This is a genomic window from Croceibacterium salegens, from assembly GCF_009827435.1.
In the GTDB taxonomy this organism is placed as follows: domain Bacteria; phylum Pseudomonadota; class Alphaproteobacteria; order Sphingomonadales; family Sphingomonadaceae; genus Croceibacterium_B; species Croceibacterium_B salegens.
In genome coordinates, this window is the sequence record NZ_WTYM01000022.1 from 60,303 (window position 1) to 79,363 (window position 19,061).

At 65.2% G+C, this 19,061-nt stretch carries 15 protein-coding genes, 1 pseudogene and 1 riboswitch; of the genes and pseudogenes, 4 read left to right on the forward strand and 12 right to left on the reverse strand.

Annotated elements, in window-relative coordinates:
* Positions 1-2: 2 nt before the first annotated feature.
* Both GRI89_RS01575 and thiC read right to left on the reverse strand, forming a co-directional pair.
* The gene (locus tag GRI89_RS01575; protein WP_159791520.1) at positions 3-320 is read right to left on the reverse strand and encodes a ferredoxin; all 318 of its coding nucleotides are present in this window, start codon (positions 318-320) and stop codon (positions 3-5) included.
* Positions 320-2,182, reverse strand: a complete 1,863-nt coding sequence (gene thiC / locus GRI89_RS01580; RefSeq protein ID WP_159791522.1) for a phosphomethylpyrimidine synthase ThiC — start codon at positions 2,180-2,182, stop codon at positions 320-322. Before thiC ends, GRI89_RS01575 begins: the two co-directional genes overlap by 1 nt.
* A 39-nt stretch (positions 2,183-2,221) precedes the next feature.
* Positions 2,222-2,329, reverse strand: a riboswitch (TPP riboswitch).
* Positions 2,330-2,415: 86 nt separating this feature from the next.
* Between thiC and GRI89_RS01585 the strand changes: the two genes are divergently transcribed.
* Positions 2,416-2,796 (forward strand): DUF6152 family protein, encoded by a 381-nt coding sequence (locus GRI89_RS01585; RefSeq protein ID WP_159791524.1) that lies wholly within the window; start codon positions 2,416-2,418, stop codon positions 2,794-2,796.
* 6 nt (positions 2,797-2,802) lie between these two features.
* Here GRI89_RS01585 and GRI89_RS01590 read toward each other — a convergent pair whose 3' ends face one another.
* The 3 genes from GRI89_RS01590 to GRI89_RS01600 all read right to left on the reverse strand — a co-directional run bounded on the left by GRI89_RS01590 (position 2,803) and on the right by GRI89_RS01600 (position 4,526).
* Positions 2,803-3,180, reverse strand: coding sequence for a DUF6152 family protein (locus GRI89_RS01590; protein ID WP_159791526.1), 378 nt, complete (start codon positions 3,178-3,180; stop codon positions 2,803-2,805).
* Positions 3,181-3,201: 21 nt separating this feature from the next.
* Positions 3,202-4,035, reverse strand: coding sequence for a hypothetical protein (locus GRI89_RS01595; RefSeq protein WP_159791528.1), 834 nt, complete (start codon positions 4,033-4,035; stop codon positions 3,202-3,204).
* Positions 4,036-4,139: 104 nt separating this feature from the next.
* Positions 4,140-4,526 (reverse strand): hypothetical protein, encoded by a 387-nt coding sequence (locus GRI89_RS01600; protein WP_159791530.1) that lies wholly within the window; start codon positions 4,524-4,526, stop codon positions 4,140-4,142.
* A 152-nt stretch (positions 4,527-4,678) separates the two neighbouring features.
* Here GRI89_RS01600 and GRI89_RS01605 point away from each other — a divergent pair, with 152 nt between their 5' ends.
* Positions 4,679-5,137 (forward strand): hypothetical protein, encoded by a 459-nt coding sequence (locus GRI89_RS01605; protein ID WP_159791532.1) that lies wholly within the window; start codon positions 4,679-4,681, stop codon positions 5,135-5,137.
* Positions 5,134-5,445 carry a transcriptional regulator gene (locus GRI89_RS01610; protein WP_328598025.1) on the forward strand — a complete coding sequence of 104 codons (312 nt, stop codon included), beginning with the start codon at positions 5,134-5,136 and terminating at the stop codon, positions 5,443-5,445. Before GRI89_RS01605 ends, GRI89_RS01610 begins: the two co-directional genes overlap by 4 nt.
* A gap of 117 nt (positions 5,446-5,562) precedes the next feature.
* Here the strand turns inward: GRI89_RS01610 and GRI89_RS01615 are convergent, their stop codons facing one another.
* The 7 genes and pseudogenes from GRI89_RS01615 to GRI89_RS18405 all read right to left on the reverse strand — a co-directional run.
* A complete protein-coding gene (locus GRI89_RS01615) occupies positions 5,563-8,625 on the reverse strand; it encodes an efflux RND transporter permease subunit (protein ID WP_328598026.1) in 3,063 nt (1,020 codons plus the stop codon).
* Between the two features lie 5 nt (positions 8,626-8,630).
* The gene (locus GRI89_RS01620; protein ID WP_159791534.1) at positions 8,631-9,626 is read right to left on the reverse strand and encodes an efflux RND transporter periplasmic adaptor subunit; all 996 of its coding nucleotides are present in this window, start codon (positions 9,624-9,626) and stop codon (positions 8,631-8,633) included.
* The gene (locus tag GRI89_RS01625; RefSeq protein WP_159791536.1) at positions 9,623-11,044 is read right to left on the reverse strand and encodes a TolC family protein; all 1,422 of its coding nucleotides are present in this window, start codon (positions 11,042-11,044) and stop codon (positions 9,623-9,625) included. The genes GRI89_RS01620 and GRI89_RS01625 overlap by 4 nt, the downstream gene beginning before the upstream one ends.
* A gap of 5 nt (positions 11,045-11,049) precedes the next feature.
* The gene (locus GRI89_RS01630) at positions 11,050-13,476 is read right to left on the reverse strand and encodes a TonB-dependent receptor (protein ID WP_159791538.1); all 2,427 of its coding nucleotides are present in this window, start codon (positions 13,474-13,476) and stop codon (positions 11,050-11,052) included.
* Positions 13,477-13,590: 114 nt separating this feature from the next.
* Complete coding sequence (locus GRI89_RS01635; protein ID WP_159791540.1) at positions 13,591-14,931, reverse strand: sensor histidine kinase; 1,341 nt, start codon at positions 14,929-14,931, stop codon at positions 13,591-13,593.
* Positions 14,924-15,595, reverse strand: a complete 672-nt coding sequence (locus GRI89_RS01640) for a response regulator transcription factor (RefSeq protein ID WP_328598027.1) — start codon at positions 15,593-15,595, stop codon at positions 14,924-14,926. Before GRI89_RS01640 ends, GRI89_RS01635 begins: the two co-directional genes overlap by 8 nt.
* Positions 15,596-15,671: 76 nt before the next feature.
* Positions 15,672-15,788 (reverse strand): annotated as a pseudogene (locus tag GRI89_RS18405) (IS1 family transposase); the annotation flags it as partial.
* Positions 15,789-16,398: 610 nt separating this feature from the next.
* Here GRI89_RS18405 and GRI89_RS01645 point away from each other — a divergent pair.
* Positions 16,399-19,061: hypothetical protein (locus GRI89_RS01645; protein WP_201290845.1), on the forward strand; the 2,663-nt coding region annotated here is incomplete at its 3' end.

Genomic DNA, 19,061 nt, shown 5'->3' on the forward strand with positions numbered 1-19,061 from the left:
TGTCAGCCTTCGCCCTCCACGCTGTCGATCAGGCCGCCCATTCCCGCATCTCGCAGCCGCGCGGCCCAATCGGGAGGGCAATTCTTCACGCGAATGCAGTCCACCTCGCAGTCGCGCATTGCCTCTTTCATCCTGCCGAACTCGGCTTTGGATGCGGGCTGCTTCGAGACGTACCAGGCCCCAAGCACTTCGTCGACTAGCGCAAAGAGGTCGGGCGCGGCGAACTCGCACATGGTGCAAAGCGTGCAGTGATCGAGTTCGACGTAAAACGGACCCGGCACGTTCGCCGGATGAGGTGGCTTTCGGGTCTCCGGCCTCACTAATCGTGCTCCCGATCACCCTGCCCGATGTATAGCTCCCGCCCGGTCTCCTCATACACCCGGCTCATCTCATCCATCCCGGCCTCGGCATCCTCGACCGGTACCGTGGCGGCGAGGTAGCTGTCGGAGTTCTGCTTCGCCGCAAAATCGCGCACCTCCTGCGTGATCTTCATCGAGCAGAACTTGGGCCCGCACATCGAGCAGAAATGCGCGGTCTTGGCGCCCTCCGCCGGCAAGGTCTGGTCGTGGTATTGCTCGGCGGTGTCGGGGTCGAGTGAGAGGTTGAACTGGTCGCGCCAGCGGAATTCGAAGCGCGCCTTGGACAAAGCGTCGTCGCGGACCTTGGCCGCCGGGTGACCCTTCGCCAAGTCCGCCGCGTGGGCGGCGAGCTTGTAGGTCACCACGCCCACCTTCACGTCGTCGCGGTCGGGCAGGCCGAGGTGTTCCTTGGGCGTGACGTAGCAGAGCATCGCGGTGCCGAACCACCCGATCATCGCCGCGCCGATGCCGCTGGTGATGTGGTCGTAGCCGGGCGCGATATCGGTGACGAGCGGGCCGAGGGTGTAGAACGGCGCCTCGCCGCAGGCGGCGAGCTGTTTGTCCATGTTTTCCTTGATCTTGTGCATCGGCACGTGGCCGGGGCCCTCGATCATCACCTGCACGTCCTGTTCCCAGGCGCGCTTCGTCAGCTCGCCCAGCGTGTAGAGCTCGGCGAACTGCGCCTCGTCATTGGCGTCGGCGATGGAGCCGGGGCGCAGGCCGTCGCCCAGCGAATAGGCGATGTCGTAGGCCTTCATGATCTCGGTGATCTCGTCGAAGCGCTCGTAGAGGAAGCTCTCCTTGTGATGCGCGAGGCACCATTTCGCCATGATCGAACCGCCGCGGCTGACGATGCCGGTGACGCGTTTCGCGGTCATCGGGATGTAGGGCAGGCGCACGCCGGCGTGGATGGTGAAGTAGTCGACGCCCTGTTCGGCCTGTTCGATCAGCGTGTCGCGGAAGATTTCCCAGGTCAGGTCCTCGGCCACGCCGCCGACCTTCTCCAGCGCCTGGTAGATCGGCACGGTGCCGATGGGGACGGGGCTGTTGCGGATGATCCATTCGCGGGTGTCGTGGATGTTGCGGCCCGTGCTGAGGTCCATCACGGTGTCCGCGCCCCAGCGGATCGACCAGACCATCTTGTCGACCTCGCTCGCCACGTCCGATGCGACGGCGGAGTTGCCGATATTGGCGTTGATCTTGACGAGGAAGTTGCGCCCGATCGCCATCGGCTCGCTTTCCGGGTGGTTGACGTTGGACGGGATGATCGCCCTGCCCCGCGCCACTTCGTCGCGGACGAATTCGGGCGTCACGTACTCGGGGATTTCCGCCCCCCACGAATTGCCGTCGAGCTCGCGCCGGACGAACTCGCGGCCGAGGTTCTCGCGCTCGGCGACGTATTCCATCTCCGGCGTGATGATGCCCTGCTTCGCGTAGTGCATCTGGCTGATGTTGTTGCCCGCTTTCGCCCGGAAGACCGACTTCGCGACGTTGGGAAAGGCCGGGACGCCGCCCGAGCGGTCGGGGCCGAGCTGGCCGTTGTCCTCCGGCTTCACGTCGCGGGCCGCGTATTCCTCGATGTCGCCGCGTTCGAGCTGCCACTGTCGGCGCAGCGCGGGGAGGCCGGCGGATATGTCGATGGTCGCGGTGGGATCGGTGTAGGGGCCGGAGGTGTCGTAGACCCGCACCGGCGGCTCGCCGCTCGACGGTTCGAGCGAAATCTCGCGCATCGCCACCTGCCGCGGTCCGACATGGATCTTGCGGCTGCCACGGATCGGCCCGGTGGTGACGCCGATTTCGAGCGGGGAATTGATGTCGGCCATGCGAAGTCTCTCCTCACGGAGCGGGAGAGCACTTTCCGGCCAAGACGCCCGGCCACTCCCTCCGCCCGTGCTAACGGGTTCAGGTTCGACGGGTCGAAGGGTGCGAAACCTTCCTCTCAGCGCACGCACGCTCCCCGGGGATGGAGCGACACTAGGCCCTGGCCGTGCGCATCGCAAGCGACTCCAACGCAACTGAATGCTATGGCGGCGACAGGGGAGAAAGGAGAGTGGACATGAAAACAATCTTATCCATCTCGATCGCGGCGCTGGCCTTGCCCGCTGCGGCTCTGGCGCATCATGGCTGGGCCTGGACCGAGGACGAAGAGAGCCGCCTGTCGGGCGAAATCGTTTCGATCAGTTTCGGAAATCCGCACATGCACCTGCAGGTCAAGGCGAGCAAAGGCGTGTGGGAAGTCGACCTGTCACCGCCTATTGTGGCGGAGCGTTCCGGATTCGGGCCGGGTGTGGCCAAGGCCGGCGACAAGGTCAGCATGACCGGCCACCGCGCGCGCGATCATGTCGTGCTCGGCTTCAAGGCCGAAACCATCACCGTCAACGGCAAGACCTACGACGTCTATCCGCAGCGGCCCAAGACCCTGAAGCCCGAGGCCTGAAACGGCTCAGCCCGGCGGGGCGAATCCCACGGTATCGCCTGCCGGGGTGGTGAAGGCGACGATGTAGCCGCCGTCGGCCCCGTCGCGCATCGGCGCGAAGGTGATCTTGATCGTGTCGCCCGCCTTGACCGAGCCGCGATTGTAGCCGGCGCGGTAGAAATTCGAGGCGCTGTGGCCCTCGAAGTCCCAGTCGCGCGTGCCCTTGGCGTCGGTAATGGTCACGATCATGTGGGTGTGCGGATTGACCACCTTGATCGCCTTGACGGTACCGGTGAGCGTCTTGGGGCTGCGGAAGTCGAAGATCGCCGCCGAATGATGCGCGGCAACCGGCACGGCAATGCCAAAGGTGGCGACCGCGGCGAGTGTGAGGACGTAGTTCTTCATGGCGCTGGTTTTCCCCTCGGCTCATTCGTAGACGTCGATGACGTCGGCCATCTTGGCGGTGATCGGCTCTCCGGCCTCGAGCTGTTCGCGGCGCTTTTCGAGCAGGCGCAACCACGGCTCCTCCGTGCAGTTGTAGGCCATGATGTGCCCGTCCTTGAGCGGCATCCACTTCTTCGTGAAGCTGACGGGCGCGGTGTAATAGACCGGGTCGGTCATGGTCAGTTCGTATTCCATGATCTTGCCGACCTTTGCATCGGGCACGATGCGGATGCGCTCGACCATCGTCGCTTCCTCGCTGTGCGGATAGGTCCGCTGGTCCTGCCCGTCGCTTAGGTCGGTGGTGGTGACGACCAGCGTATCGCCGTCCCATTTGCCTTCCGAATATCCCTGCCGCACCGGCAGGCGCTTTTCGGGCGGCACGCCGTGGCCGGGCATGTAAACCCGCCGCGTCTCGCTCTCGACCTCGTAGATGATAGTCAACTGTTCGGGCCGGTGAATGAACTCGATCGGATAGCCGCCGGCCGACTGCATCATCGTCGGCATGCCGTATTGCACGCAGTGCGCCGCGGGGTTGTCGCCCGAGAAGTTGCCCGAGCCATCGCCGCCCTCGCCCACCAGCTTGCGGTATTCCTCGACCCGGCGCTTGCCCTCGGCGGTGAACGGCGGTTGCGGCACCGCGGCGATCAGTCCGCCCGCGCCGGTCGGTCCGGGGGCGCCCGGTTCGCGATAGGTGGTCCAGACGCCCGAAAAATCGCGAGCCGCGGTCAGCGGCTCGTCACCCTCACCGGCGAAAGCGGCGGAGGCGGTGATGCCCAGTGCGACGACGGAAACAATGCCCAGTGCAGGCCAACGCATTGCAAGCTCTCCCAATTCCGGGCGCTCGTTGACGCCCAGCCTGCAGGGGTTGTGCCACAGGATTTGCGTTTGCGAAAGTCAAACGGACGGCGCGTTCGCCCCTGTCAGAGACGCGACAGTGCGACGAGCAGCGCGGCCATCCCGAACAGCGCGGAGAAGCCCGCCCAGCCCTTCGTGCTGCGGCCCAGGAGCTTGCGCGCCACGGGCAGGAAGCGATCCCCGGCGGCGAGGATCAGGAACCCCTCCGCCGCGCACAGCCCGCCGATCACGTTGACCACGATCGAGAGCCAGTCTTCGCTGCGCCACGGGCTGACGAGATAGACCGAGGCACCCAGCACGATACAGATCAGTCCGGTCAGGAAGCGCAAGCCGGCCGAGTGCTCGAAATCCTCGAGCATCGCCGCCCAGGTGCCCGGCTCGCGAAATTCGCCGACCGCCGCGACGAGCGAATAGAGCCCCATGAAGAATGCGATCCACGCCGGAATGTCCATCGCCGAGTTCCCTCTCCTGCCGCAGCGACTGGAGCCTACCTTTCCCGGACACGGACCGCAAATCCCGACTTTCCATATTGGAAAATTACCACTTGCCGAATCGGAAAGTCATCGGTAGCCACTTTCCACATTGGAAAGTAAAGGATCATGCGATGAGCGACGAAACCCTCTCCCCCGCCGAGGCGCGCGCCATGCTCGACAGCGTCGGGGCAACCCGCGCGCAGCTCGCCGCGCTCGGAAACTGCCCACCGTGGCGTCATGCCGCCTTCGGCGGGATCATCGGCCTGCTGGTCACCGGCGTCGGCTTCCCGATCCAGATCCAGACGGCGACCTTGTGCGTCGCCATGGGCGGGCTGGTGCTGGTCGGGAAGTCGGACCGGCGGCGCTACGGGATGTTCGTCAACGGCTATCGCAAGGGCGCGACGCGGCCCTTCACCTTCGCCCTGCTGGTGGCGATGCTTGCGCTGATCGTGGCGCAGATCTGGCTGCGTGAAAACGATGCGGCGGCCGGAACGCACTTCGCAGTCGGCCTCGCCGCCTTCCTGATCGGCACCGGGTGCAGCGTCATCTGGAACCGCATCTTCCGCCGCGAGATGGAGGGCCGCGCGTGACGCCGGTTGCGCTCGACTCCCAGCTCCACGCACCGGCGAGGCTGCAGATCGCGACCGTGCTGGCGACCGCCGACAGCGCCGAATTCGCCAGGCTGCGCGAGATCACCGGGGTCAGCGACTCCGTCCTCTCGAAGCACCTCGCGGCGCTGGTCGAGGCCGGGTACGTGAGCCTGACAAAGAGCCCGCTCGACGGCCGCTCCCGGACCTGGGCGAGCTTCACCCGCCAAGGCCGCACCGCCTTCGCCGCGCACATGCGCGCGCTGCAGGCACTGATCGACAGCGCGGAGCAGGCGATAGCGGCGCAGTAGGGGAAACGTGGTAGAAACTCGCGGATTTCGCCCAAGAACTGCCCGTTGGCTAGCGACCCAATAGCACACATCGCCACCTTAAGTTCACCAAAGGTCTAGAGTCTTTCTTGTCGTTATTCACTTCACATGCCGCCAGCGCCAAATCAAAGTTGGCAACAGCAACAGCGTCAATATCAGGGAAGAAACTAGCCCCCCCAAGATCACGATGGCCATCGGCCCTTGGATTTCGCGTCCAGCTTCGCCTGCTTCGACTGCAAGTGGCACGAGAGCAAGGGAGGTGACAAATGCTGTCAATATAATGGGTGTTACTCGCTCGCGGGTAGCGCGAAGCACGGTTTCGCGGCTCCATTGCTGCTTCTCGACAGCGACCAAATGGTCGACATGCGAAACTAGCAAAATGGCATTGCGGGCAGTGATGCCAAATAGTGTAATGAAGCCAACCACCCCCCCCAACGAGAGCACTCCTCCCACCAAAACTGCAGCTATCTCGCCTCCAAATACCGCCATCGGCAGGCCTGCCAAAATTATGAGCGCGGGACGCAAGCCACCAAATGCAAGTACCAACAGCGCGACCATTGCAATCGCAGTCAGCGCGACGTGGTTAACGAGCTGCCGCGTCGCGGCCGACTCGCCCTCTGCTGCTCCAGCCCAGGAGAGGTAGACACCCGCGGGCAACGTGACGTCTGCGCCGATGCGCCGCTTGGCCTCGGCGACGAAGCCCGAGACGTCTCGGCCGGTGACGTTGGCGGTGACCACCTGACGCCTCTGTCCATCGTCATGCGCGATCAACTCGCGCGCGCTGCCTAGCGAGACATCCGCGATGGTGCCGAGCGGCACGGCGTTGCCCGAGCCGCCGCGCACGAGCACCCGCCCGATCGCCTCGGGATCCTGCCGCAGTTCGGGTGGAAGGGTCACGACAACGTCAAGAGTGCGGTCGGCGAGGCTGATCTGGCCGGCAGGGAGGCCGAGGAAGGCGGCTCGCAAGGCGTCGGCGGCGTCGGAGCTGTCGACGCCGTGGAGCGCCATCGCCGACGGATCCAAAGTGAGGTCAAGCATCGGCGTACCGCCTTCCGAGCCGACCGATACGTCCGCCGCGCCCGGCACCTGGCCGAGCACAGCTACGACCTGCGAGGCGACGCGGTCGAGCGTGTCGAGATCGTTGCCGAACATGCTGATAGCCACTTGCGCGGTCTCGCCCGAGAGCGATTCGCCGATCCGGTCGCCAAGGAAGGTCACTGCCTCGCTCTGAATCGCCGGGGTGGAGTCGAGCACCTCGCGAATTTTCTTCAGCGCATCGTCCTCGGCCGCGGCGTCGACATCATCCTTCAGTCTTAAATGGATCTCGCCCACGTTCGGCGGCCAGGTATCCTCGCCCGCTTCGGCGCGGCCAGACTGTTCCTCGACACTGAGCACTTCAGGAATCGCCAGAAGCCGCTTCGACAGTTGCTCGCCGGTGGTGCGCATCCAGTCGAACGAGGCGCCGGGCGGGCCGGTCACGCCGAGGACGTAGTGCCTCTCGCGGAATGTCGGAAGCAGCTCCGAGCCGAGCGCGAAGGTGAGCGCAATCGCAGCGAGACCGATCAGCCCGACCGCCCAGGCGGCGCGCTCGGGATGATCGAGCGAGGCGGCGGCTCGGCCCGCGTGCCAGGCCTTGAACCGCTCGAGCAATACAGGCTCGTGGGCGGGGTTTCGATTACCGAGCAGCAGTAGCGAGAGCGCGGGCGTGACGGTCATCGCGACCACCAGCGAGGCCAGCACCGCGAGCAGGAACGCGACTCCGAGCGGGGCGAAAAAGGCGCCCTGGAGGTCCGTGAGCAAGATCACCGGCAGCATGGTCAGCGCCAGAACGAAGGTGGCGTAGACCACCGGCGCGCGCACCTCCACCGAGGCGGCCTCGATCACCGTGAGGCGGTCGGCATCGGGCGGCGCATCGCGCAGGCGGCGCACGATGTTCTCGATATCGACGATGGCATCGTCGATCACCACGCCCAGCGCCACCGCCAGACCGCCCAAGGTCATCACGTTGATCGACTGGCCCATCGCATTGAGCACCAGCAACGTGGTGACGATCGACAGTGGAATCGAAACGAAGGCGACCAACGCCACCTGCACGCGGCGCAAGAAGAGGATGAGCACCAGCGCGATCAGCACTGCGCCGATCATTAGGTCGCGCTCGATCCCTGCGAGTGCATTCTCGACGAAATTCGCCGGTCGGTGGAGCGCCGGGTAGACCTTGACCCCCTGCCTCTCAAGCGCCGGGATGAGCTCGGCGAGCGCCGCCTCGAGCGCACGGGTCGCATCGAGCGTGTTGGCTCCGTACTGACTTGACAATGTCATCAGCACTCCCGGCCGGCCCATGATGATGGCATCGCCGTAAAGCGGGGCGGCGGCTTCGAGAACCTCAGCAACATTACCCACACTCACGCTGCCAGTCGGGCCTCCGCGAACGATAGTGTCGGAGATGGCGGCAGGCGTGGTGGCGCTGCGGCCTGGATCAATCAGGATGCGCTGGTTGGGCGTGTCGGCAAATCCGCTACCTTTCACTTGCACCACACGCGAGACGGCGCTGGCGAGATCGGCCAGGCTAAGGCCTCGCGCGGTAAGCGCATGCGGATCGGCACGCACCTCCATCCGCCGCCGCTCGCCGCCGAAGACGTTGGCGCGCGCGACCCCGTCGGCGGCCAGGAGACGCGGGCGCACCGTCCACTCGACGAGGTCGCGCAGTTCCATCGGCGAGAGCGTGTCACTGACGAAGCCGACCTTCAGCAGGTCCATCGTCGAGGAGACCAGCGGGGTCATTTTGGGTGCGGTGACGCCTGCGGGGAGCGTGGCATCGGCCAGTGCCTCGGCCACCTGCTGGCGCGCGCGGTAAGGATCCGAGCCCTCGCGGAATGTGACATTGATCACCGAAAGGCCCTGGATCGATTCCGAGCGCACTGCCTCGACCCCATTGGCGCCGTTGATCACCGCCTCCAATGGACGGGTGACGAGTTGCTCGGTCTGGAGCGGGGTGTAACCCGGCGCCTCGGTCTGCACACTCGCCTGCGGTGGGACGAAATCGGGGAACACGTCGTAAGGCGCGTCGGCGAGCGCGTAGGTGCCGTAGACCAGCAGCACCGTGGCCGCGAGCACCACCAGCCAGGCATGGCGCAGCGATTGACGGACGATCGCGGTCAACACGGCCGCTATTCCTCCTCGGCCGGCGCGCCGCGCTCGAGCCCGAGCAGCGTGCCCGCGCCCGCGACCACGATCCGCTCGCCCGGATGCAGCGTGCCTTCGGGGACGAAATAGCCCTCTGCGACCGGATTGCCGGTGTCTACAGGCGCGCGCGCGAAGCCGCCGTGCCTCGCCGAGCGGTAGACGAAGGCGCCGCCATCGACCCGCACCAGCGCCTCGCGCGGCACGATGACTCCGGCGCGAGCCAATCCCGTGGCGACATACGCGGGCAGCACGCGGCCAACCTGCGCTTCGGCTGCGGTGCGTCCGCCGGCCAGCGCGAGCGCGCCCGCGGTCTGCAATTGCGCTTCACTCATGGCTGCGGGACCGAGCACGCGCACAAGCACCGAGCGCGGTTCCTCGCCGACTACCACCGCAGCGCCGGCAGGGAGGGAAGCATCGGGGATGTCGATACGCAGCAGCACAGCATTCCCGGCAGCGACGCGATTGACGAGGCCGGGGATCGCGTCGCAGCCGATTCGCCGCAGCCCGGCGCCGAATTCGAGCGCGACCCGATCGCAGGCGAGATTGACCCGCGCGCGATCGGCCACCGCCTGTGCACGCGCCGCTTCGACATCACGCAGCGAGGCACTTTGGTCCTCGGCAGCGAGCGCGGTGAGGCGCTGCGCCTCGGATTGCGAGGCAGCGAGCGCGGCCCGCGCGGTCGCAAGGTCCGACGCAATCGCTGCCAGCGGCGACAGATCGAGCGCGCGGGCAAAGCCGCTCTTTTCCTCGGCCCGGGTTGCCGGGGCGAGCGCGGCGAGTTCGATCCCCGCCTCCTGCATCGTGTTGGCATCGAGCTGCAAGGTGCCCAACGCGGAACCCGCGGCGGGCGCTTTCTCGGCGGCCGCAGCCTCTTCCTCCGCGCCCGGATGGGGAGTGGCCGGCGGCATCGCCATATACATCGCCAGCGCGCCGACCAGCGCGCCGACAGCGGCGATCCCGAGTATTGTTGGCGGCTTCATCGCATGACTCCCCTTTCCACCTCCAGGACACCCGGCATGATCCCCGCCTCGGGCCCGCCGAGCGGTCGGCGCAGCGCCTCCTCGAGCGCGGCATTGGCCCGGCGCAGGCGGACCAGCGCGTCGAGTGCGGCTAACCGCGCATCATAGAGCTGGATCTGCGCCGCGGCCCAGTCGGTGCGGTTGATTGCTCCGCGGTTGATCTGCGCTTCGGCCTTTTCGGCCCATGCCTCGGCCAGTGGCAGATCGCGCGTGCGAATGCGCTCCTCGGTCGTCAGCGCCGCCGCGCGCTCAGAGAGCGCGACTTCGATTGACCCTTGCGCCGCCGCAATGGCAGCTTCGATCTGCCCGCCAGCCTCGGCCCGCCGCGCAACAGCCGCGCCGATCGCCGCGCGGTTCAAGTCCCATGAGGGCAGCGCCAGATCGATGGAGAAGGGCAGCTTGACCAGCCCGCGTTCCCAAGTAAAGCCGGGCCCGATCGAGACCGCCGGATATTGCCGCGCAACTTCAAGCCTCAGATCGGCTTCAGCCTGGTCGTAGGCGACCAATTTGCGCAGGATGTCGGCGCGCGCGGCCGAAGCGCGGGCGCGCTCGGCAGCGTCGATCTCCAGCGGCAAGGCATCAGTTGAAGCGAAATTGGCCCAGTGCAGCTCCTCGCCGGCAAGCGCCTTGGCCGGGAGGCCAAGTGCCACCGCGACCGCAACTCTGGCATCGGCCTCCCGCGCGCGCTCCTCGTCGAGCAGGCGCGCAGTGGCGAGCCGCTGAGTGCGATAGGGATAGACGATCACTGCCGCGCTCTCGCCCAATGCAACCCGCCGGTTGAAAGCGGCCAGCCCGCGGTCCTGCACCGCCAGTTGCTCCTCGAGGACCGGGATACGCGCTTCAGCCGCGAAATAGTCGATCAGCGCGCGATTGAGCACCATCCGTTCGGCCCACACCGTCTCGACGAAATCGTAGCGCGCGAGCAGCACGGCGAGCCCGGCGCGGTCGAGCCGGGCCGAGCGCCGCACGCCGTAATCGGGCGGTAGGTTGGCCTGCGTGCCCAGCAGCCAAGGCGAAGTCGTCGCCGGATCGCGCGCATATTCGGCGGTCAGCGTTAGTATGGGTGCACCCATGTGGCGCGCCGCAGCTGCCTCCGCCTCGGCAGTCGCGATAGCCCCGCGGGCGGCCACGATGCGGGGGTTGTAGGCGAGCAGCGCGGCGAACAACGACAGCCGGTCCAGCGTGCCCGGAGGGGCTGCTCGCTCGCCGGGAGCGAGGCGCGCGACTTCCTCGGCGATCCGTGTGGGATCGAGCGTGCGGGCCGCGACGGCTTCCGATCGGACCCCGAGGTCGATCGGCGATGGCTGGTAGGACATACAAGCCGCAAGACCCAGCGACAGCGCTCCCGCCAGCGTCCCGCGGCTTGGGAGCCTGACCATCGTCTCTATAGCTCCATCTCTACGCTTATTATTACGCTCTGAGTCTCGTAGAAGTTCTCGTACAGCGCATCGAAGCCGACGCCATCAACATGGGTGCGGGTGCCAAAGGTGTTGAACACGTCATTGGCCACCAGACTCAGCTTCCACTTGTCGCCGATCTCGCGGGTCAGCGACAGGTCGAGAGCGCCGCGTTTGTCCTGGCGGCCCTGGGCGATGTCGCGCGGCGCGTAATAGGTGGCGTTGACCTGCGCCTGCGTCGAATTCCCCAGCGCCAGTTCCAGGCCGATCTTGCCGTCCCAGGTGAAATCCTCGGTCTCCGGCAGTGTCAGGCTGCGAACGTAGGGGAACAGCAGAGTGATATCGGTCTCGTCGCGGTGGATGTTGTAGCCGCTGAAGCTGGCCGTCAACCGCACTTTGTCGGACGGTTTCCAGTATCCGATGAGCTCGGCACCGATATTCGTCGCCACGCCGGTATTGGCGTAGATCTTGTTGACGATGTCGTAAGTCTGGTTGCTGGCGTCGATCGCGTAGATCCGCTGGAAGGCGTCGCTGATGCGGCGCCGATAGACCGCGAGCGAGCCCGACAGCGCGCCGAAATCGTGCTGCACCGACAGTTCCCAGGCGGTGGTGAATTGCGGCCGCAGATAGGGATTGCCGACCTTGAGCAGCTCGGGATCGTCATACTTGGGAAACACCCGCAGCTCGGGCTCTCCCGGCCGGTCGACGCGGCGGTTGTAGAACAGCGAGATGTCGGTTCCGCCGGCCAGTTCCTTGGTCAGCCGGACATTGGGGAACAGGCGGAAGTAATCATAGGCGTCGTTGTTCGGGTAATAGATGTTCGCCGGGTCCAGACCGTAGGCGACCGAGGTCTGCTCGGCTCGCAGGCCCGCCTCGACCACCAGCCAGCCCGGCTCCCAGACGAAGTTGGCGTAGCCGGCATAGATCGTCTCGCGCCAGTCGGACGTCTCGCCGAGCCCGGGATAGATGATCGACATCTGCCCCGGCACGGTGGTGTATTCGACCGGGATCCAGCGCCACTGGACCTTGGCGCCCAGCTCGATCCGCCCGGCGCGCAGCGGGCGCACGTAATCGAGCGAGACGGGCACCGTGTTCTCGATCGCCACGATGCGCGTCTGGTCGGTGCCGATGCGGACGGGCGAGACCTCATTGAGCCGATAGGTCTCGTCCTCCCAGCCGCGGATATACTCGCCGCGCAGCTGAATGTTGTGTCCGGCCTCGGCGAAATCGTGGCGGTAATTGAGCGCGCCGGAAGCGTGGCCCGTCTGCTCGTTCTCGCGCCAGAACCAGTAGCGGGTGAGGGTGTTGCTGGTGGTCTCGATGAAGGGGACCTGCGCCTGGTCGAGATGATCCTCGATATCGAACACCCCGCTGATCGACAGGATATCGTCGTCACTCAGCCGCTGGTCGGTGCCGCCCTTGAGGATGTACTGCGTCTGCTGGCGGTTCTCGGGCACCTGGCTGGCGATGATTCGCCCGTCATTATAAAAGCGCGTGGTGAACTCGTTGTTGGGCAGCTTGCGCTGGCTCAGCATCTCGCCCTGCAACTGGTAATCGGCGCTGGCGCCCGAATGGGTGAGGCTGAAATAGGGGCTGATCTTGGGCGTCCAGGTGTAGCTGCCGAGCTCGGTAGGCAGATCGTCCTGGCGCCGCCACAGCGCGCCGAAGCCGCCCTTCACCCCGACATGGCCCAACCAGCCCGCCTCGCGGCTCTCGCGCATCACGATGTTTATGATCCCCGCGCCGCCCTGCGCCCCGTAGCGCGCCGAGGGATTGTTGATCACCTCCACGCGCGCCACGTTGCCCGCCGGAATGCTGTCGAGCCCGCGCTGGTTGCCGATGCCGGTGAGCGCGCTGGGCTTGCCATCGACCAGGATCACCACCCGGTCGCTCCCGCGTAGCAGCACCTCGCCTTCGCGCTCCACGGTGATGCCGGGCAGGGTGCCGAGAGCGCCGAGCAGCGTGCCCGAGGAGGCGATCGCATCATTGGCGATGTCGTAACTGTTGACCCCGGCGCCGAGGTCCACGTCCTGCTGGCGTGCGCCCTGGACCAGGATGCGGTTGCCGCTGTCGGCCTCGAGCGCGATGGTGCCGAGGTCGAGCGCGGTGGCGGTGCGGCCGACCAGCACCTCGGTAGTGAAGGGGGCATAGCCCGCCGCGGTCACCGTCAGCCGGTAGCGGCCCTGGGGCACGTCGGTCAGCACCGCGCGGCCCGCCTCGTCGCTCACCGCCACCTCGACCGGCTCGGCCGCGTCGGGCTCGAGCGGATCGTCGAGTAGTAGTCCGGCCTGGGCTATCGGGCGCTTGTTCTCGCCATCAATCAGTTCGATCGAGATTTCCGCGCCTTCGGCCATCGCCGGAGCGACAATGCAGCTCCCGCACGCCAGCCACCACGAAACCTTATTGGCGAACATGCGTCCTTGCCCTCTGCTTCGACCCTTTGAGGGCTCAATGCATGACATGCCAAACGAGGTTTGCTCCCGAACGGCAATCGCCTCGCACTCAAACGGCGTAAAGGTTGCAGCTTTTCAAACTTCCTTGCCGAGATGCAGCCGAGCGACGAGACCCGGATGCGCATCGGCGAGCTCCAATCGGCCCTCGTGCGCAAGCGCAACGCTCTCTACCATGGTCAGTCCAAGGCCGTGGCCCGGTGTCGAGCGGCTAGCGTCAAGACGGCCGAAGCGTTGGCGAGCCACTTCGGACATGTCCTGGGGGATGCCAGGCCCGTCGTCACGCACCTCGAGCACGATACCCTCGACCGTTCGAAGGAGATTGACCTCGATGCGGGTGCCGGCGGGGGTGTGATTGAGGGCGTTCTCGATAAGGTTGGAGGTCGCCTGAGCTAACAGGTCGCGGCTGCCAAACACGTTCGTCTCGACCAAGGCGCCCGTGGTCAGTGTGTGTCCGCCGTCCTGCGCGGAGGGGAGATAATCCTCGACGATTTCTGCGATCAGGGGTGCCATCGAAATCGCCGCGAACTGCCGGCGCACGCCGCCAGCCTCCACCTCGCAAATGCGCAGAATTGTAGCGAACAATGCCAGAATGTCATCGATCCTCTCGAGCGCATCTGCAATCGTTGCGCGATAGGCCGGGTCTTGCGTCTCGGGCAGTGCCTGCTCGAGCCGAGCCCGGAGCCGACAGAGCGGGCTACGCAGATCGTGCGCAATGTCTGCCGAGACTTGGCGCAAGCTGCCCATCAGCCTCTCAATGTGGTCTAGCATCCGATTGAGAGTGTGCGAGAGTTGATCAAACTCATCACAATTGGAGCTAATCGGCATCCGCCGAGAGAAATCGCCGGCAATGATTGCTCGTGCCGTGCCGTCGACTTGAGCGAGTCGATGCTGGAGCACTCGCCCTGTCAGCACGGCGCCGACGACGCCAATAATGATCACCACGCCGAAGCCCCCGCCGGCAATGCCGAGCAGCGTTAGCTCGGTACGTCGCATGAGGCCCAATTCCCCCACTACGGCTAGGGTAGCGCCGTCGGGAAGCGTTAGCGCATCCAATCGGACAGTCTCGCTCTGCCCGTTGTCGTGAACAAGCACCGCATCGTGAATCCCATCGCTTACTTGGCTCACCGACACTTTCCCCGCGAGGCGCGTGCCATCGGGCGCGTTGAGCAGGTATCGTCCGTTCCCCGGCATTGCATCGAAGGCGAGAATGTCGCCGATCAGCGCTTCGCGGCCCTCCGCTCGGTCGGCGTGTTCGAGCGCGATAAGCTCGGAGTGCAGGCGCTCGTCGAGCGAGCGGCGCAACTCGCCGTCTGTGAAGAGCCATGTCGCCGCGCCCACCAGCGCCGAGACGATTGCGAAGCTAAGCGAATAGAGGCCCGCGACACGCAGCGCGGTGCTTGCGCGTTGCTCACGCATCGAGTCGGAGCCGGTATCCTTCGCCGCGCACCGTCTCGATGACGCTCTCGGCGCTTCCGAAGTCAAGCTTTGCTCGAAGGCGGCTGACATGGCTTTCCACAAGCTTAGTGCCAGGATCGAAATCGTAGCACCAAATCGCCCGCCATAGTAATGCGCGTGAAACCGACTGGCCGGCCCAGCGCATGAGTTCCTCGAGAATCTGGAACTCGCGTGGGTGGAGCACGATGTCTTTCCCTTTCCGGGTAACCTTGCGCGATAAACGGTCAAGGCGGATTGAGCCCGCGGCAAGAATGCTTGAGCGATCGAACTGTCGTGGCCGGCGTCCCAGCGCTTCAACCCGCGCCAATAGTTCGGGAAGCGCAAAAGGCTTGACGAGATAGTCGTCTGCTCCCGCCTCGAGGCCATGCACCCGGTCTTCAATGGAACCGCGCGCCGTGAGAAGAAGCACCGGCGTGTCGACACCCGCTCGGCGTAAGCGAAGCAGAACTTCAGTCCCCTCCATTCCCGGTAGCATTCGATCGAGCACGAGAAGATCAAATCCGCCCGCCTCGCCTTCCTTCACCGCCTGCGGTCCCTCGTGGACCAGTCGCACAAGATGACCTCGAGCCTCCAGGCCCGACCGGACAAACGCGCCGATCTCGCGATCATCTTCGACAACTAACACGTGCACTGCGAACCGAACTTCTCCAATTTCCAATCTTTAGCTGTCAAAATCGGAATGGACAATTTCCGGTAGTGTCTCAGTTTGAATTTCGCTTCTTGTAGGGGCCGCGCTTTGCGGGTGCCGGTGCCTTCTCATCCACCTCCGCGATAATGTCGTCCAACGACCAAAGGCGGTCGGTAGTCCCGGTCGCCAACGGCTTATTTTCTGCCAAGGCTTAGCGCGGCGATCGACGATGGGCAATGAAGTGTACGGTCAGACCGACCGTGATCAAACCAATTACCAAACCCAGCTCGGCCAAGGTCGATAGGGGCGTGACGCTGCGGAGCTCTGCGCCCTTTTCCGCAGCATACCAATCTTCCAAGTCATCTGGTTGCCCGTTGGTCATTTCGTTGAGCTATCACTAATGGATTTCTATTTGCTTGCATCCGCAGCCGGAAGCGGACGAGCCGCATTCGACCCAATAGTGGACGTTTGATCCTCTGATAGGTTTGCGTGACATACGGGGAGTAAGCAGTCTGGGCAGCCACAAACCGAAACCGTTCCACAACTGGCATTAGCTCCTCAAGGAAGTCGGCGGTATCGCAATTGGCGTGCTGAGCGCCCTAGGTGGCGAACAGGCAGTCAAAACGACCACCATCGCACCAAAGTCAAGGAGATGCGGCAGGCGCTCGTGGAAGAGATCGGGAGGGACCTTGCAAGCCTAAAATCGGTATCCGGAGGCCCGCCTAGCATTTTGTAAACCGCGCCATGATAGCCCCCCCCCCGGCACGGCAGGCACTGGCCGTGCGCAAGGGGATCGTTCAATGCGCAATGTACTTTTTGCCGGCACCGCCGCAGGTGTTCTGGCGTTCGTGGGCCTTTCGCCGCAGCCGGCACGGGCCGACACCTGCCTTCTCGACCGTAACGACAACGGCACAATCGATACAGGGACCGATAATGACGGCGGGGCGGACGATTCGCCCGACGGCAACGACAACACGCTGGCTTGCGGGGTCGACGCGACTGTAACCGCACAAGGCGGCACCGCGGTCGGCAACATCTCTTCGGCGGCCAGCTGGGGCACGGCAGTCGGGCATTATGCACGGGCGAACGCACAAGATTCGGTTGCGATCGGCGTAGGCACGGAAGCGACCGACCTGCAGGCTGTCGCCCTTGGCGCGCACGCTGAAGCCTACGGCCTCAATGCCATCGCCATCGGCGGCTTCGGCACCAATTCGCGCAGCTATCCTGAAATTACCGGCGCTTCCGCCGAAGGCGATTACGCCATCGCCATCGGTGTTGAATCGCAGGCAGGCGCGCAGGCCGGCGTCGCGCTCGGCAGGCTGGCGACCGCGAGCGGCACGGCGTCCATCGCGCTCGGCCAATCGTCCACCGGCTACGCCAGCGACGGTGTTGCGATCGGCAATGGAGCCAGTGCCGGTGCCTCGACGGGCAATGCCTACTCCATCGCCATCGGCGGGCGCGCGGACGCGCAGGCCAGCGGCGTGGTCGTGATCGGCGCGGACAGCAAAGGCACCGGTGCCGGTGCGACGGTCCTGGGCGATTATTCACAGGCCAATGCCGCCGACGCGATCGCCATCGGCCAGGGTGCGCGAGTTAACGCGACAGACTCCATCGGCCTGGGCGCAGACACCCTCGTGAATGCGGCAGCCACCAACTCGGTCGCCATCGGCAAGAATTCGATTGCGGACGAGGCCAACACCGTTTCGGTCGGCCGCGAGGCCTTCGTCGACAACGACTTGGGCGACGGCGACCAATCTTACGCCGCAATCACGCGACGCATCACAAACGTAGCCGATGGTGTCGACGATACCGATGCTGCCACCATGGGGCAGCTCAACGCTGTTGCAGATGACGTTGCGGCCAATACTGCCGAGCTGGCCTACTTTGCGGTCAACGGCTCTGGTTCCGCCGCAAGCGCGACCGGCACCAATGCTATTGCCATCGGGCAAGGCGCCAATGCCGCGACTGCCGAATCCGTCGTCCTGGGATATGGCGCTGCATCACATGACGATGGCTCCGTGGCGATCGGCAAACTCGCCGCTACAGGATCGAGCGACGGGAACGCGACCAACCAACTAAGGTCGGTCGCCATCGGCTACGGCACCCAGGCAACCGGCCGCATGAGCACCGCCATCGGCGCCGCTTCCAGCGCCTCGGGCAGCTCTGCGCTGGCACTGGGCGAAGGCGCAATCGCTACCGCGAACTCCAGCGTTGCGCTGGGCGCCGGTTCGGTCGCCAGTGACAACAACGTCGTGTCGGTTGGGGTCGCCTACGACGATAATGGGACGCCGGACGATACCGATGACGACATCCCGGGCTTGCAGCGGCGAATCGTCAACGTGGCTAACGGCATTGCCGACACCGACGCCGCAACCGTGGGCCAGGTGAACCAGGCCATCCAGAACTCGGGGATGGCCTTCATCGATTTCGCCACCAACAGCTCCGAGACTGCCGCCAATGCCATCGGCTATGACGGAATCGCCTTGGGCAAAGCGGCCAGTGTTGGTCTCGGCGCCGATCGAAGTATCGCGATCGGTCTAAACGCGACGGTTGCCTCCAATGCACCGGACAGCATTGCATCCGGCGCCAACGCCACCGCGAGCCAAGCCAATGCCATAGCGCTTGGTTCGGCTACAACCGCCAGTGGCAATGGCTCCATCGCCATCGGCGGGGATGGTGACGACGCCGACAGTCTTGGTGCGCAGGCATCGGGATTGCAGGCTCTGGCTTTGGGGGCCGATGCGCGGGCGAGCGGAGCGAACGCGATCGGCATTGGCGTGTTCACCGATGCGGCGCAGAATGGCGCTACTGCGCTGGGTTACGCTGCCAAGGCGCAGGGGATCAATGCCAGCAGCTTTGGCGCTTCAGCCCAGGCGGTTGGGGCCAATGCAGTAGCGATTGGTGCCGATGCCCGTGCTCAGCAAGCCGGTGCCATTGCGCTGGGTGCAGGTGCCAACGCAATTCGCACCAACTCGCTGGCGTTGGGCACCGGAGCAATCGCCGACGAGTTCGCTGCCGCCTTTGGTCAGAACGCCAATGCCAGCAAGGCCGGCGGCGTCGCCTTCGGCACCAGCACGATCGCAGGCTTTCTCTCGACCGCGATCGGCCGCGCGGCGATCACCGCCGATCATGCGGTGGCGGTAGGCTGGAGTTCCTATGCCAACACCGGGGCAACCGCAGTCGGTTACGACAGTACCGCACTGCACGCCGGCTCGACCGCGATCGGCGCCAACTCCATCACAACAAGGGCCAACCAGGTCATGCTCGGCTCCACTGGTACCTCGGTGACGGTGGCCGACATCGATGCCAGCACCGCCGCTCAGTCGGGCAACATCTACGTCATGACCGTCGACCAGAACGGCACCGTCGGAAGGCAGGCAAGCGTGCTCTCCCCCGCCGGCGTCGAACAGATCACCAAGCAACTCATCTCTACCCTCGCCGTCACCGACGCCCAGTTCGATGC

What these genes read in the sequence shown, in the direction of transcription:
- thiC (WP_159791522.1), bottom strand. Translation starts at nt 2,182, where the DNA reads ATGGCCGACATCAATTCCCCGCTCGAAATCGGCGTCACCACCGGGCCG.
- GRI89_RS01585 (WP_159791524.1), top strand. Translation starts at nt 2,416, where the DNA reads ATGAAAACAATCTTATCCATCTCGATCGCGGCGCTGGCCTTGCCCGCT.
- GRI89_RS01590 (WP_159791526.1), bottom strand. Translation starts at nt 3,180, where the DNA reads ATGAAGAACTACGTCCTCACACTCGCCGCGGTCGCCACCTTTGGCATT.
- GRI89_RS01595 (WP_159791528.1), bottom strand. Translation starts at nt 4,035, where the DNA reads ATGCGTTGGCCTGCACTGGGCATTGTTTCCGTCGTCGCACTGGGCATC.
- GRI89_RS01600 (WP_159791530.1), bottom strand. Translation starts at nt 4,526, where the DNA reads ATGGACATTCCGGCGTGGATCGCATTCTTCATGGGGCTCTATTCGCTC.
- GRI89_RS01605 (WP_159791532.1), top strand. Translation starts at nt 4,679, where the DNA reads ATGAGCGACGAAACCCTCTCCCCCGCCGAGGCGCGCGCCATGCTCGAC.
- GRI89_RS01620 (WP_159791534.1), bottom strand. Translation starts at nt 9,626, where the DNA reads ATGAAGCCGCCAACAATACTCGGGATCGCCGCTGTCGGCGCGCTGGTC.
- GRI89_RS01625 (WP_159791536.1), bottom strand. Translation starts at nt 11,044, where the DNA reads ATGGTCAGGCTCCCAAGCCGCGGGACGCTGGCGGGAGCGCTGTCGCTG.
- GRI89_RS01630 (WP_159791538.1), bottom strand. Translation starts at nt 13,476, where the DNA reads ATGTTCGCCAATAAGGTTTCGTGGTGGCTGGCGTGCGGGAGCTGCATT.
- GRI89_RS01635 (WP_159791540.1), bottom strand. Translation starts at nt 14,931, where the DNA reads ATGCGTGAGCAACGCGCAAGCACCGCGCTGCGTGTCGCGGGCCTCTAT.